The sequence below is a fragment of the Paraburkholderia atlantica genome (genome assembly GCF_000092885.1).
Taxonomy (GTDB): domain Bacteria; phylum Pseudomonadota; class Gammaproteobacteria; order Burkholderiales; family Burkholderiaceae; genus Paraburkholderia; species Paraburkholderia atlantica.
Genome location: NC_014117.1, coordinates 1029503 through 1043681, shown reverse-complemented (window position 1 = coordinate 1043681; position 14179 = coordinate 1029503). Strand labels below are relative to the sequence as shown.

The window sequence follows — 14179 nt, the reverse complement described above, 5'->3', positions numbered from 1 at the left end:
ATGTTGTTATTACAGACGGCGGTGCCGCGTTGCCCGGCCTTTCGATCGGGACGTCAGACCTTCAGAATGCGCTCGCCGCGACCGATGCCCGAGCTGCCCGTGCGGACCGTCTCGAGAATCGCCGTGGAGTCGAGCCCCTCGATGAAGGCGTCGAGCTTGTCGCTCGCCCCCGTCAGTTCGATCGTGTAGGTCTTTTCGGTGACGTCGATGATGCGGCCGCGGAAAATGTCCGACATCCGCTTCATCTCCTCACGTTCCTTGCCGACCGCCCTCACCTTGATCAGCATCAGCTCGCGTTCGATGTGGGCGCCCTCGGTAAGGTCGACCACTTTCACCACCTCGATCAGGCGGTTCAGATGCTTCGTGATCTGTTCGATCACGTCGTCGGAGCCAACGGAGACGATGGTCATGCGCGACAGCGAACGATCTTCGGTCGGAGCCACCGTCAAGGTTTCAATGTTGTAGCCGCGTGCCGAGAACAGACCCACCACGCGCGACAATGCGCCCGGTTCGTTTTCCAGCAGGACGGAAATGATGTGTCTCATGTTTCGCTTCTTCCAGATGTAGTGTCGATGTCTGCGAGCGGAGCGGCGCCGCTTCGTCTGCTTTCGCCTTTTGTGAAGGCGCGCATCACGAAGCCGGCGCTGGATTTAACCAAACGTCCCGTCGTTAAAGATCTTCCGAACCCATGAGCATCTCGGTGATGCCCTTGCCGGCCTGAACCATCGGCCAGACGTTTTCGGTCGGGTCGGTCTGGAAGTCGAGAAACACCGTGCGATCCTTCAGGCGCAACGCTTCTTTCAGCGCCGGTTCCACATCGGCCGTGCGCTCGATGCGCATGCCCACGTGACCATACGCTTCGGCGAGCTTCACGAAGTCCGGCAGCGCATCCATATACGAATGCGAATAGCGCTTGCTATATTCGATCTGCTGCCACTGGCGCACCATGCCCAGATAGCGGTTATTCAGCGAAATAATCTTGATCGGCAGGTCGTACTGCTTGCAGGTCGACAGCTCCTGAATGCACATCTGGATCGAGCCTTCGCCCGTGATGCACAGCACGTCGTCGTCCGGATGGGCCATTTTCACGCCCATCGCGGCCGGCAAGCCGAAGCCCATCGTGCCGAGGCCACCGGAGTTGATCCAGTGACGCGGCTTGTTGAACTTGTAGAACTGCGCGGCCCACATCTGGTGCTGGCCGACGTCGGAGCACACGAACGCGTTGCCGTCGGTCAGTTCCCAAGCCTTTTCGACCACGTACTGCGGCTTGATGATGTCGCTCTTGCGGTCGAACTTCAGGCAGTCTTTCGCGCGCCAGCCTTCGATGTCCTTCCACCAGTCGGCGAGCGCCGCGGTGTCGGGGCCATGCTCGGCCGTCTGCAACTGCTCGATCAGTTCCTTCAACACTTCCTTCACGTCGCCGACGATCGGAATGTCGACCTTGACGCGCTTGGAAATGGAAGAAGGATCGATGTCGATATGGATGATCTTGCGCGGCCGCGATGCGAAGTGATTCGGATCGCCGATCACGCGGTCGTCGAAGCGCGCGCCGATGGCTATCAGCACGTCGCAGTGCTGCATCGCCATGTTGGCTTCGTACGTACCGTGCATGCCGAGCATGCCGAGGAATTTTTTGTCGCTCGAGCGGTAGCCGCCCAGGCCCATCAGCGTATTGGTGACCGGATAGCCGAGCAGATCGGCAAACTGGTTCAGCTCACGCGACGCATCCGCGAGCACGATGCCGCCGCCGGTGTAGATATACGGACGCTTCGCCGACAACAGCAGCGACACCGCCTTGCGGATCTGACCGGAGTGGCCCTTCGTGACCGGATTGTATGAGCGCAGCGACACGCTCTTGATCGGCTCGTATTGGCACGGCGCCTTCGACACGTCCTTCGGAATGTCGATCAGCACCGGGCCCGGACGGCCGGTACGGGCGATGTAGAAAGCTTTCTTGACGGTGGCGGCGAGATCGCGCACGTCCTTCACGAGGAAGTTGTGCTTAACGCAGGGGCGCGTAATACCGACCGTGTCGCACTCCTGGAATGCGTCCTGACCGATCGCGGCAGTCGGCACCTGGCCGCTGATCACGACCATCGGGATCGAATCCATATAGGCGGTGGCGATGCCGGTCACCGCATTGGTGACGCCTGGGCCGGAGGTCACGAGACACACGCCGACCTTACCGGTGGAACGCGCGTAGGCGTCGGCAGCATGGACGGCCGCCTGCTCGTGACGCACGAGCACGTGCTGGAATTTGTCCTGCTTGTACAGCTCGTCGTAAATGTAGAGTACCGAGCCGCCGGGATAGCCCCAGATGAATTCGACGTCTTCGTCGGCCAGTGCCTTCATGAGCACGGTGGCGCCGATAGAGTCTGCTTCGTGAGGGGGGGTCGTATCCGACGTGGAGAATTCCGCGCTGGGCATATTCATTGATTCACCTTTCGAATTTTCGGCAAAAAATTGATCGGGTGCTCTCTGCCGGGCTTGTGGCTCGGGTTCAAGCGGCGCGTCCAGTTGACAGGCGGGCTTCTTGGGCCACACCTCAATTGAGACAACTCACTTATGTTGCGAACCAGCGACGATAGCTGTAGACGCGCTCGCGGTCAAGAAAATATTGCCATTAGCACGCGCGTAGGAGCGCGCGATCGGACGGAATGTCGATTGTTATGCAAATGCAAGGTTCGGCAGGTTTCACCCCGATCTGAGCAAAAATTTGTTAGCATCCGCGGGTTTTACGACATTTTTCGACCGATTACGCGCACGCTTGCTGCGCCGACCCCACACGGATGGCATCAGACAAGGAACTCGCCGATTTTCTGGCGGGCGTCGAAAGGCGCGCGTTCAAGCAGACGGTCTACGCCGTGCGGGACGACGATGCGTCCCTCGACATCGTGCAGGACGCGATGATCAAGCTCGCCGAGAAATACGGCGACCGCCCGGCGGCCGAGCTACCACTGCTGTTTCAGCGTATTCTGCAGAATGCGACACACGACTATTTCCGTCGTGCCAAAGTACGCAACACTTGGGTTAGTTTGTTCTCGTCGCTCGGCAATTCCGACGACGACGAATTCGATCCGCTGGAAACCTTCGAGGCCGAGGCGGGTTCGGCTGGCGCCGAAAGCAACGAGCAGAAGCTCGAGCGCGAGCAGGTCCTGCAGTTGATCGACGATGAGATCCAGAAATTACCGGCACGTCAACGGGAGGCGTTTCTCATGCGTTATTGGGAGGATATGGATGTCGCCGAGACTGCCGCCGCAATGGGCTGCTCCGAAGGCAGTGTGAAAACGCACTGCTCCCGGGCCACCCACACGCTGGCGCAAGCGCTCAAGGCGAAAGGAATCACGCTATGAGCTCCCTCGAAAACACAGAACTCGAGTTTGCGCGTCAACTGCGCCGCGCGCTCGACGAAAACACCACCAGCCTCCCGCCCGCCACCGTCGACCGGCTCGCCGCCGCGCGGCGCGCCGCGTTGGCGCGCAAAAAGCCCGAAGCCGTCAGCGCGCCGGTGTTCGTGCCTGCGTTCGCCGGCATGCCGGCCGGGCTGCCGCAGCGAAGCTTCGAGCCGCGCCGCCGCTGGTCGCTGCGCCGCTTCGCGCTCGCGTGGCCGCTCGCCGCGCTGGTGGTGAGCCTGATCGGCATCGCGTACTGGGAAGACCACCAGCGCACCGCCGAACTCGCCGATATCGATGCCGCCATGCTTAGCGACGACCTGCCGCTCAATGCCTATCTCGACCACGGCTTCAACGCGTATCTTTCACGCGCCCACTGAGCGGGAGATTCCTCGGGTGAGTTACAAACGCGGCCTGGCCGTTGTTTTCGGATGCACGATCGCGGCTCTGGTGTCGTTCGTCGCGACCTATCCGCGCTTTCATCCGAGCCCGTCCCCGGCGGGGCACCCGTCGCCCGGCGTCAACGTCGCCGCGTCCGCGCCCGCCCCCGCACTTTCCGTCGACTTGCCCGGCCTGCCGGGCAGCAACAGCCCGCTCGCGTGGTCACGTCTGAGCGCCGCTGAGCGCGTCGCGCTCGCGCCCTTCGCATCGCAGTGGGATTCGTTTAGCGATGAGCGTAAGCGGAAGTGGATCAAGATCGCGTCGCGATACGCAAAGATGTCACCGGATGCGCAAAAGCGTCTGCATGAGCGCATGAGCGAATGGGTGCGCATGACGCCCGATCAGCGCCGCGTCGCGCGCGAGAATTACCAGGTTTCGAAGGAATTGCCGCGCGAAGCGCGCCAGAACGCGTGGAAGGCGTACCAACAACTGCCCGAAGAAGCGAAGGAGCGGCTCGCCGCCAGTGAGCGCAAGCGTCGCCCCAGCATCGTCAGCGCGCCGCCGTCGGCTCGCAACGAGATCAAGGGCATCGACCGGTTCGTGAACGCGCGCGAGCACGGCTCGGGCGCCAGCGCTGCCGCGGCGGCGAGCGCCGCGCCGGCCGCCTCCGTACCGGCTGGGGCATCGCTGCCGGCCACGCCCGCGATTCCGGCGGCGGGCAGCTTCGTGCCGGCGACGCCGGTGCCGGTGTCGCCGGCCGAAGCGCCGGCGATCTTCCACGGCTCCTGATTCCAATCCCGAGCCCCTTACGTGTCCCAGCCGCTCGTCACTCCCGCCCTGCCCGCCGCCGCGCCCGGCGGCACGGCGCCCACCGTCCGGCGACGGCTGGCGGCGCTGCTCTACGAAGCGGTCATTCTGTTCGGCGTCGTGTTTTTCGCCGGCTATCTGTTCAGCACGCTCACGCAGCAGCGCAACGGGCTCGCGCATCACAACCTGCTCGCCGGCTGGATTGGCCTCGTGGTTGGCGTGTACTTCGTCTGGTTCTGGACGCATGGTGGCCAGACGCTGCCGATGAAAACCTGGCGGTTACGGGTTGTTGGCGCTGATGGCGCGCCGGTTTCCATTGGACGGGCGATTGGGCGGTATTTGCTCGCCTGGTTGTGGTTCTTGCCGCCGTTGGCGGCGCATCCGCTTCTTGGGTTGCGGGTGCCGCAGACGCTTGTTGTTGCGGGCGTCTGGTTCGTGGTGTGGGCCGCGAGCGGGCGGTTTGGTCCGCAGCGGCAGTTTTTGCATGATCGGCTCGCGGGGACGCGGGTGGTCCAGGTTGTGCGCTAGCGCGCGTGCTGAATGGGTTGCCCCCTTGGACGGGGTGAGGCCTTTTCTGTCGTTGTTCTCGCCTTGTTGGCCTTTCCTTGCCTTCTTATCGGTCTATTGGCGTTGCCCCTGTGCGGGGCGGCACCTACTTTCTTTGCTGCTGTGTATGGACCGGACACATGGGTAACAGGTGTGCGGGGACATGGGTAACACTTTGGGCGAGTGAATCGCCCGGAGCCGGTCATGCCCTGGAACCCGAGAGAGACCATGAACCTGCGTCTGGAATTCGTTTGTCTGGCCTTGCAGGAAGGCGCCAACCGGCGTGAGCTGTGCCGGCGCTTCGGCATCAGTGCGAAGACGGGCTACAAGTGGCTGTCACGTCATGCGCAGGACTCGACAGCCATGGCTCTGGCCGATCGCTCCCGTCGGCCGCGGCAGACTCCGGCCCGCACGGCGCCGTGCGTCGAGCAGCAGGTAGTGCAACTGCGTCAGGCCCATCCTGCATGGGGCGGGCGCAAGATCAGCCGGCGCCTGAGTGATCTGGGACATACGGATGTGCCTGCTCCCAGCACGGTGACGGACATCCTGCATCGCCACGGGCTGATCGATGCCGCCGCCTCTGCGGCGGCCACGCCGTGGCAGCGTTTCGAGCACGAGCAGCCCAACGATCTCTGGCAGATGGATTTCAAGGGCTGGTTCGACCTGCAGGACGGACGGCATTGTTCGCCATTGACGATGCTGGACGATCATTCGCGCTACAACGTCACGCTCGATGCCTGCATCGGCACCGATACACGGACCGTGCAACATCACCTGGAACGCACGTTCCGCCGCTACGGGCTGCCGCTGCGCATCAACGCGGACAACGGTTCACCGTGGGGCAGCCCCAGCCAGGCGGGCCAGTTGACCGAACTGGCGATCTGGCTCATCCGGCTGGGCATAGCCTGTCTCACAGTCGCGTCGCCCATCCGCAGACCAACGGCAAGGAGGAACGGTTTCACCGCACACTGAAGGCCGAGGTGATCGCCGGGCACCACTTCAAGGACCTGCCCAGCGCCCAGCGGGCGTTCGATGCATGGCGCTCGGTCTACAACCATCAGCGCCCGCATCAGGCGCTGGACATGGCGACGCCAGTCACGCGCTATCGGCCGAGTCCGCGCGCCTACCCCGAGATTCTGCCGCCGATCGAATATGGTGAGAACGATATCGTGCAACGCGTGGGCTGGAACGGTGAACTACGCTTCAGGAAGCGGCGCTTCAAGGTATCGAGCGCCTTGCACAATCTGCCCGTTGCGATTCGCGAACGCGTGGGCGAAGAGAACTGTTATGACCTGTTTTTTGCGCATCACCGGTTTGGAACCATCAACCTGAACCAGCAGCGATGAGCGGATCATGTGTTACCCATGTCCCCGCACACCTGTTACCCATGTGTCCGGTCCATACACAGCAGCAAAGAAAGTAGGTGCCGCCCCGCACAGGGGCAACGCCAATAGACCGAAAAGGCAACAAGGAAAGACCAAGAAAGCCAGAACAACACTAAAAACCGCCCCGCCAGGGGCCCCCACCGTAATAAGAACTTCTCGTGACTGTCACGGCAGAGTCACTCGCGCCAGGCTCAATACGGGCACCGCCACTCGACGCGTGAGCCATGGACCCCAATACGTCCGCGACTTCCCTGTTTCGTCAAACCGGACCGAGCGTCGACCCCGTCACGTTCCGGCCCGCCCCGGGTTCTACTCATCACGGCCTGCCGCTGCCGGCGACGCCATCACTCGATGCCCACGCCGATCATCCCGATGACGGTCACGACGATCCGCATCGCTATCGCACGATCTGGCTGTCGGATATCCATCTCGGCTCGAGCGGCTGCCAGGCGGGTTATCTGCTCGACTTCCTGCGCCACAACGAATCGGAGTACCTGTACCTCGTCGGCGACATCATCGACGGCTGGCAGTTGAAGAAAGGCTGGTACTGGCCGCAGGCGCACAACGACGTCGTGCAGAAAGTGCTGCGCAAAGCGCGCAAAGGCACCCAGGTCATCTACGTGCCCGGCAACCACGACGAAGCCGCGCGCCAGTTCTGCGACCTCGCGTTCGGCGACATCCACGTGCGCGGCGAAGCGTTCCACACCACGCTCGCCGGCAAACGGCTGTGGATCGTGCACGGCGATCTGTTCGACGGCGTGATCCAGCATGCGAAATGGCTCGCCTATCTCGGCGACACGCTGTACACGATGATCCTGGTGCTGAACCGCTGGTTCAACCGCATTCGCAGCAAGCTCGGCTTCCCGTACTGGTCGCTGTCGCAATACCTGAAGCATCAGGTCAAGAACGCGGTCAATTTCATCTCGTCGTTCGAAACCGTGATGACCGACGAAGCGCGTCGCCGCGGCTGCGACGGTGTCGTCTGCGGGCACATCCACAAGGCCGAGATGCGCGAGATCGACGGCGTGCTCTATTGCAACGACGGCGATTGGGTCGAGAGTCTGTCGGCGCTCGTCGAGACCTATGAAGGCGAACTCAAGGTGATCTTCTGGACCGCGCTGCGCGCCCCTCAGGCGCGCGCGCAGAAAGCCCGCGCCACTGCCTGAGCACTTCCACTGTCCACTTCCACAGGGCCCGCAGCGATGAACAACGCGATGAAGATCATGATCGTCACCGACGCATGGGAGCCGCAGGTCAACGGCGTCGTGCGCACGCTGAAGAACACCCGGCGCGAACTTGGCGCGTTCGGCCATCAGGTCGATCTACTGACACCGCTCGAATTCCGCACCATTCCGTGCCCGACTTATCCGGAGATACGCCTGTCGCTGCTGCCGCGCCGCCGGCTGCGCGAGCGCATCGACCGTTTCGCGCCCGATGCGTTGCACATCGCGACCGAAGGTCCGCTCGGCATGGCCGCGCGCGCGTATGCGCTGCAGCACAAGCTGCCGTTCACGACCGCGTATCACACGCGCTTTCCCGAGTACGTGCAGGCCCGCTTTCGCATCCCGCTCTCGGCGACCTACAAGTTTCTGCACTGGTTCCACAAGCCGTCGCTCGCGGTGATGGCGCCGACGCCCGTCGTCAAACACGACCTGGAAAAGTTCGGCTTCACCAACGTCGTGCTGTGGACGCGCGGCGTCGATCTCGAGATCTTCCGTCCGATGGACTCGAAGGTGCTCAATACCGCGCGGCCGATCTTCCTGTACGTGGGACGCGTGGCGGTCGAGAAAAACGTCGAGGCATTCTTGCAACTCGATCTGCCCGGCTCGAAGTGGGTCGCGGGCGAAGGTCCGGCGCTCGCCGAGTTGAAGTCGCGCTATCCGCAGGTCAACTATCTGGGCGTGCTGTCGCAGGCCGAACTCGCGAAGGTCTACACGGCCGCCGACGTCTTCGTGTTTCCGAGCCGCACCGACACGTTCGGGCTCGTGCTGCTCGAAGCGCTCGCATGCGGCACGCCGGTCGCCGCCTATCCGGTCACGGGCCCGATCGACGTGCTCGGCGACGGCGGCGCCGGTGCGATGCACGAGGATCTGCGCGAAGCCTGTCTGGAGGCACTGAAGATCGATCGAGCCCATGCGCGCGCATGGGCCGAACGCTTCTCGTGGGCAGCGGCGTCCGCACAATTCGCCGCGCATTTGAAGCCACTGCGCGGCACGGCGTATCGTGAGGAAAGCGCCGCTGCGTGATGCGGCGCGCGGAGCTATCCATGCGAAGCAGTCGATCCAGCGCCGAAGGCCCGTCGAACGGCGCACTGCGCGCGGTCGAGTCCAGCCGCGACACCGCAAGCATCGAACCGTTCGACGATGTCCGCGAGCCTGGTGTCGCCGGGCATGCGGATAGCGTGCATCGGGTGAACGGCGCGAGAATTAAGAGCGGCAGCGCCAACGTCTCGGGCGGCGTACAACACGACGCCAGCCACGACACAACTCGCGACTCCTCAAGCCACGACGCCCTCAACGAACCGCTCAGCCCCGACGACCCGCTCGCCCCGCTGCCCTTCAACCCCTACAAGGGCAACCGCGGCCTTACGCGCGCATGGCATGCGATGAAAAACTCGCTGGCCGGTTTTCGCGTCGCGATTCGCGAGGAAAGTGCGTTCCGTCAGGAACTCACGCTGGCCGCGATCCTGATTCCGTGCGGTCTCGTAGTGCCCGTCGATCCCGTGTCGCGCGTGCTGCTGCTCGGCTCGGTGCTGCTCGTGCTGATCGTCGAGCTGCTCAATTCGAGCGTCGAAGCGGCAATCGACCGGATCTCGCTCGAACGTCACGAGTTGTCGCGCCGCGCGAAGGATCTTGGCAGCGCCGCCGTGATGGTCGCGCTCGGCATGTGTGTGATGACGTGGGTGGTGATCGTCGGGCCGCTGGTCGTCGGCTGGGTTCGCGCGTGGCTTTGAGTCTCGACGCGGGTTGCAGCGCACGCCTTGCCACGTTCAACAAGACGAATATCCGCGCAGGCGGTTGGGTATTGGAACGCTCGGTTTATAATCGTTTAACGATCTGACAGGAAAGTGCTCGCGCAAACGTATCCGCGCCTCGTTTCATCCTGCCCTTTCGGGGGGTCCGCCGCGTGTCGGCGGGTTCGGAAGAGCTCAATATACCAACCGCATCCGGGTGGAACACGCAGCGGCGGCACGCCGCCACGCGCCCAGCCCGGCATAACCAGGGCCGGACGACATGGAAGCCAAACCTCCCCGCCGCACGCGCGAACGGATTCTCGAACTGTCGTTGAAGCTGTTCAACGAAATCGGCGAGCCGAACGTCACGACGACGACGATCGCCGAGGAAATGGAGATCAGCCCAGGCAACCTGTACTACCACTTCCGCAACAAAGACGACATCATCAACAGCATCTTCAGCCAGTTCGAGCAGGAGATCGAGAAGCGTCTGCGTTTCCCCGACGACCATCGCGCGACCATCGACGAAATGTGGTCGTATCTGCAGTACATGGTCGATTTCACGTGGCGCTACCGCTTCCTGTATCGCGACCTGAACGACCTGCTCGCGCGCAACCGCACCCTCGAGACGCACTTCAAGCAGATCATCAGCCACAAGGTGCGCTTCGCGAGCCAGTTCTGCGAACAGCTCGTCGCCGACGGCGAAATGGTCGCGACGCCGCAGGAAATGCAGGTGATCGCGACCAACGTCGGCGTGATCGGCACGTACTGGCTGTCATATCAGTTCGTGATGAATCCGCGCAAATACAACGAGCAGGAAGCGATCCGCGAGGAACTGCATCAGGTCAGTGTGCAGATCGTCTCGCTGATGGCGCCCTACCTGCGCGGCCGCTCGCGGCAGCTGTTCGACGACCTCGTATCGGGCACGTTGCCCAAGCGCGAGTTCTACGACTACTTGCCGCCGCGTGAGGGCGCCGCGCCTCGCAACGAATCGAAGGAAAGTTGAGTATGAAGTCGGTGTGTGTCTATTGCGGCTCCTCTATGGGAGCCAACCCGTTGTATGCGCAGGCGGCGCGCGCATTCGGGCGCGCCCTCGTCGAGGCCGATCTCGCGCTCGTATTCGGCGGCGGCAAAGTGGGACTGATGGGCGTGATCGCCGATACCGTGATGGCCGAAGGCGGCCGCGCGATCGGCGTGATTCCCGAGCTGCTCGTCAGCAAGGAAGTGGGTCATAACGGCCTGACCGAGCTGCACGTGGTGCCCGATATGCATCATCGCAAGAAGATGATGGCCGAGCTGTCCGATGCGTTCGTCGCGATGCCGGGCGGCGCGGGCACGCTCGAGGAGCTGTTCGAGGTCTTCACGTGGGCGCAGCTCGGCTATCACGGCAAGCCGGTCGCGCTGCTGAACACCGGCAGCTTCTACGAGCCGCTGATCGGCCTGCTCCAGCACACGGTCGACGAAGGCTTCCTGCGCAAGACCTATCTCGACATGCTGCAGATCGACGCCGATCCGCTCGCGTTGATCGGCAAGCTGCAACGTTACGCGCCGCCCGCGCGCGACAAATGGGCGGCGGTGCAAAGCGACGCGATCTGAATCACGGTCCACCGAACTCGAACTCGAGCGCGGACAGCCGCGCACGCATCACCCAAACGACGAGGTTGCGATGACGAAAGCTGTTTTGATCACCGGCGGCAGCCGCGGCATTGGCCGAGCCACCGCGCGGCTGCTTGGCGCGCGCGGCTGGTGCGTCGGCGTGAACTACGTGCGTGACCTCGCCGCCGCGCAGCAGACGGTCGCCGAGGTCGAACAAGCGGGCGGCCGCGCGCTGCCGATCGCCGGCGATGTCGCGAACGAAGCGGACGTGACCGGCATGTTCGATACGCTGCAGCAATCCTTCGGCCGTATCGACGCGCTCGTCAACAACGCCGGCATCGTCGCGCCGTCGAGCCAACTCGCCGACATGGACTTCGCGCGTCTGAAACGCGTGTTCGATGTCAACGTGCTCGGCGCCTATCTGTGCGCGCGCGAAGCGGCGCGGCGCATGTCGACCCAGCGCGGCGGATCGGGCGGCGCGATCGTCAATGTTTCATCGGCGGCGGCGCGGCTCGGTTCGCCAAACGAATACGTCGACTACGCGGGGGCGAAAGGCGCAATCGACACGATGACGCTCGGCCTCGCGAAAGAACTCGGCCCGCAGGGCGTGCGCGTGAACGCGGTGCGTCCGGGTCTGATCGACACCGAGATCCACGCGAGCGGCGGCAAGCCCGAACGCGCCGCACAACTGGGCGTGACCACGCCGCTCGGCCGCCCGGGCCGCGCCGACGAAGTCGCCGAAGCCATCGTATGGCTGCTCAGCGACGCGTCTTCATATGTGACGGGCGCGCTGTTCGACGTCGCCGGCGGTCGTTGAGCGAACGTCGCGTGCAGCGCGACACGCAAGCCTTAAGCGCATAGTGCGGTCCCCTACGGCCGCGCCTTTTTCAGCGCTCCACCCCTCCTCTCGTTCCACGAATCGCCATCGATTTTTCGAGGAACCGACATAGCCGCGCATTGAATGCGCGCGCCTCTGCGCACCTGTAATCTTCCGTAATAATGCGGCGCTACAATCGACCGGATCGAATGCATTCGCAGGCGATGTAAGCAAAACATAAGTACGAGACCAACGCCGTCACGTACGTTGACAGAGACTTTCATGCAAGACGAGCAGTCCACGCGCTGGCGCGCGCACAATGCCAGCGCGACGGCCGCGACCTCGGCCGCTCCAGCAGGCAGTGCGCAAGAGGCCGCGCTTAGCGCCAGCACCGCCCACCCATCGGGCTCAGCCGTTTCCGCCGACCGCGCGACGCGCGGCCTTCAGCGTTGGCGCGCGCTCGCGGCGATCCGTCCGCTGCTGTGGTTCGTCGCGCTGGCGATCCTGTGCGCGTGGCTCGTCCCCGGCATTCTCGGCCACGAACCGTGGAAGCAGGACGAAACCTACACATTCGGCATCGTCCAGCACATGCTCGATACCGGCGATCTCGTCGTGCCGACCAATGCCGGCCAGCCCTTTGTCGAAAAGCCGCCGATCTACGACTGGGTCGCCACCGGCCTCGCGTGGATGTTCGGCCGCTATCTGCCGTTGCACGATGCGGCGCGGCTCGCGAGCGCGCTATTCGCGGGCCTGACGGTGTACTACACCGCGCGCGTCGCGCGTCGCGCGGTCGCGGCATCGAGCTGGTTCGACCTGCGCGTGATCGGCACGCTCGCGCTGTTCGGCGGCACGCTCGTCGTCGTCAAGCACGTGCACGACATGATGACCGACGTCGCGCTGATGGCCGGCGCCGCGCTCGGCTTTTGCGGACTGTTCGAACTCGTGCTCGTGCATCTGCGTGACGATCAGAGCGCGGCCTCATATTTCCCGATGCATGCTCGGGCCACCCAGCAGATCGAACCGCTCGATGCCCGCGCGCGGCGTCACGCGATCCTCAGCGGCGCGACGATGTTCGGCGCGGGCGTCGGCGTGTCGCTGCTCGCCAAGGGGCTATTCGTGCCGCTCGTGTTCGGCGCCACCACCTGCGCGGCGCTGCTGCTCTATCCCGCATGCCGCAGCCGCGGCTTCGCGGGCGCGCTGAGCCTCGCCGCGCTCGTCTGCGCGCCGTTCGCGCTGATCTGGCCAATCTGCTTCTACCTGCGCTCCGAGGCACTCTTCAAGGTGTGGCTGTGGGATAACAACGTCGGGCGCTTCTTCGGTTTTTCAGTCGCCGAGCTCGGCTCCGAAAACGAGAGTCACCTGTTCGTGCTGCGCACCGTGCTGAGCGTCGGCTTTCCGGTCGTGCCGCTGGCGCTGGCCGCGCTCGCCGGTGGCGCGTGGCGGCGCTGGCGCGATCCGCGCGTGGCGTTGCCGCTGCTGTTCGCGGGCATCGGTTTCGCGGTACTGCAAAGCTCGGCGACGGTCCGCGAGCTCTACATCCTGCCGTTCATCGCGCCGCTCGCGCTGGTCGCGATGCAGGGCATCGAGCGCTTGCCCGCGCGCCTGCATACCGGCTGGGATATGACGAGCCGCGTGCTGTTCGGCAGCGCGGCCGCGCTGGTGTGGATCGTCTGGTCGACGATGACGACTCCCGCGAGCACGCATACGTCGCTGCATCTGCTCGGCCGCTGGCTGCCGCTCGACTGGGTGCTGCCGATTTCGCCCGCGCTGATCATCGGCGCGCTGGCGCTGACGATCGGCTGGCTGTGGCTGCTGCCGTCATTCAAGTACGCGGGCAAATGGCGCGGCGCGCTCAGCTGGTGTGCTGGCGCGATGCTCGTTTGGGGGCTCGTCAGCACGCTGCTGCTGCCGTGGCTCGACTACGCGAAAAGCTACCGCTCGGTGTTCCGGGACCTCGGCGCGAAGATGGATATCGAATGGAACGACGGCGACTGCATGGCAAGCTCCGGGCTCGGCGAATCCGAAGCGCCGATGCTCTTCTACTACACGGGCATCGTGCATCAGCCGAGCGAAGATCCTCGCACGACGGCCTGCACGTGGCTGATCGAGGAAAGCCGCCGCGACAACGCGCGGCCGCCGGCCGGCGAATGGAGGCTGTTCTGGTCCGGCGCACGGCCAGGCGATTCGGATGAGCTATTGCGCGTATTCGTGCGCACGCCGGTGGCGGGCAAGATACGCGGCGACGAGTAAAGCCGTGCAATACATTGCGCCGGCCGAGTGCTTCGCGTGCGCGTCCGTGCTG

The 14179-nt window shown here is 64.0% G+C and carries 13 protein-coding genes and 1 pseudogene; 12 read left to right on the top strand and 2 right to left on the bottom strand.

Annotated features, from left to right (window positions below; all coding sequences use genetic code 11):
* Positions 1–53 precede the first annotated feature (53 nt).
* Both ilvN and BC1002_RS04655 read right to left on the bottom strand, forming a co-directional pair.
* Positions 54–545, bottom strand: coding sequence for an acetolactate synthase small subunit (gene ilvN, locus BC1002_RS04660; protein WP_008920618.1), 492 nt, complete (start codon positions 543–545; stop codon positions 54–56).
* Positions 546–669: 124 nt separating this feature from the next.
* A complete protein-coding gene (locus BC1002_RS04655) occupies positions 670–2433 on the bottom strand; it encodes an acetolactate synthase 3 catalytic subunit (protein ID WP_013088923.1) in 1764 nt (587 codons plus the stop codon).
* 356 nt (positions 2434–2789) lie between these two features.
* Here BC1002_RS04655 and BC1002_RS04650 point away from each other — a divergent pair, with 356 nt between their 5' ends.
* The 12 genes and pseudogenes from BC1002_RS04650 to BC1002_RS04595 all read left to right on the top strand — a co-directional run bounded on the left by BC1002_RS04650 (position 2790) and on the right by BC1002_RS04595 (position 14127).
* On the top strand, positions 2790–3353 hold the full coding sequence (locus tag BC1002_RS04650) for an RNA polymerase sigma factor (protein WP_013088922.1): 564 nt from the start codon (positions 2790–2792) through the stop codon (positions 3351–3353).
* Positions 3350–3772: a DUF3619 family protein gene (locus BC1002_RS04645; RefSeq protein WP_013088921.1), complete on the top strand. Its 423-nt coding sequence runs from the start codon at positions 3350–3352 to the stop codon at positions 3770–3772. Before BC1002_RS04650 ends, BC1002_RS04645 begins: the two co-directional genes overlap by 4 nt.
* A gap of 16 nt (positions 3773–3788) precedes the next feature.
* Entirely contained in the window at positions 3789–4562 is a 774-nt protein-coding gene (locus tag BC1002_RS04640) for a DUF3106 domain-containing protein (protein ID WP_013088920.1), read from the top strand.
* A gap of 21 nt (positions 4563–4583) precedes the next feature.
* Positions 4584–5108, top strand: a complete 525-nt coding sequence (locus BC1002_RS04635) for an RDD family protein (RefSeq protein ID WP_013088919.1) — start codon at positions 4584–4586, stop codon at positions 5106–5108.
* Positions 5109–5330: 222 nt separating this feature from the next.
* Positions 5331–6472 (top strand): annotated as a pseudogene (locus tag BC1002_RS04630) (IS481 family transposase).
* Between the two features lie 263 nt (positions 6473–6735).
* Positions 6736–7677, top strand: coding sequence for a UDP-2,3-diacylglucosamine diphosphatase (locus tag BC1002_RS04625; protein WP_013088918.1), 942 nt, complete (start codon positions 6736–6738; stop codon positions 7675–7677).
* 48 nt (positions 7678–7725) lie between these two features.
* The gene (locus tag BC1002_RS04620; RefSeq protein ID WP_041734592.1) at positions 7726–8757 is read left to right on the top strand and encodes a glycosyltransferase family 4 protein; all 1032 of its coding nucleotides are present in this window, start codon (positions 7726–7728) and stop codon (positions 8755–8757) included.
* 20 nt (positions 8758–8777) lie between these two features.
* Entirely contained in the window at positions 8778–9464 is a 687-nt protein-coding gene (locus BC1002_RS04615; protein WP_013088916.1) for a diacylglycerol kinase, read from the top strand.
* A 280-nt stretch (positions 9465–9744) separates the two neighbouring features.
* Positions 9745–10470 carry a TetR/AcrR family transcriptional regulator gene (locus BC1002_RS04610; RefSeq protein WP_013088915.1) on the top strand — a complete coding sequence of 242 codons (726 nt, stop codon included), beginning with the start codon at positions 9745–9747 and terminating at the stop codon, positions 10468–10470.
* Between the two features lie 2 nt (positions 10471–10472).
* On the top strand, positions 10473–11060 hold the full coding sequence (locus BC1002_RS04605; RefSeq protein WP_013088914.1) for an LOG family protein: 588 nt from the start codon (positions 10473–10475) through the stop codon (positions 11058–11060).
* Between the two features lie 70 nt (positions 11061–11130).
* On the top strand, positions 11131–11877 hold the full coding sequence (locus tag BC1002_RS04600; RefSeq protein ID WP_013088913.1) for an SDR family oxidoreductase: 747 nt from the start codon (positions 11131–11133) through the stop codon (positions 11875–11877).
* 282 nt (positions 11878–12159) lie between these two features.
* Entirely contained in the window at positions 12160–14127 is a 1968-nt protein-coding gene (locus tag BC1002_RS04595; RefSeq protein ID WP_013088912.1) for an ArnT family glycosyltransferase, read from the top strand.
* The last annotated feature ends 52 nt before the right edge of the window (positions 14128–14179 follow it).

Coding starts and splice junctions, on each gene's coding strand:
- ilvN (WP_008920618.1), bottom strand. CDS start 545: ATGAGACACATCATTTCCGTCCTGCTGGAAAACGAACCGGGCGCATTG.
- BC1002_RS04655 (WP_013088923.1), bottom strand. CDS start 2,433: ATGAATATGCCCAGCGCGGAATTCTCCACGTCGGATACGACCCCCCCT.
- BC1002_RS04650 (WP_013088922.1), top strand. CDS start 2,790: ATGGCATCAGACAAGGAACTCGCCGATTTTCTGGCGGGCGTCGAAAGG.
- BC1002_RS04645 (WP_013088921.1), top strand. CDS start 3,350: ATGAGCTCCCTCGAAAACACAGAACTCGAGTTTGCGCGTCAACTGCGC.
- BC1002_RS04625 (WP_013088918.1), top strand. CDS start 6,736: ATGGACCCCAATACGTCCGCGACTTCCCTGTTTCGTCAAACCGGACCG.
- BC1002_RS04620 (WP_041734592.1), top strand. CDS start 7,726: ATGAAGATCATGATCGTCACCGACGCATGGGAGCCGCAGGTCAACGGC.
- BC1002_RS04615 (WP_013088916.1), top strand. CDS start 8,778: ATGCGAAGCAGTCGATCCAGCGCCGAAGGCCCGTCGAACGGCGCACTG.
- BC1002_RS04610 (WP_013088915.1), top strand. CDS start 9,745: ATGGAAGCCAAACCTCCCCGCCGCACGCGCGAACGGATTCTCGAACTG.
- BC1002_RS04605 (WP_013088914.1), top strand. CDS start 10,473: ATGAAGTCGGTGTGTGTCTATTGCGGCTCCTCTATGGGAGCCAACCCG.
- BC1002_RS04600 (WP_013088913.1), top strand. CDS start 11,131: ATGACGAAAGCTGTTTTGATCACCGGCGGCAGCCGCGGCATTGGCCGA.
- BC1002_RS04595 (WP_013088912.1), top strand. CDS start 12,160: ATGCAAGACGAGCAGTCCACGCGCTGGCGCGCGCACAATGCCAGCGCG.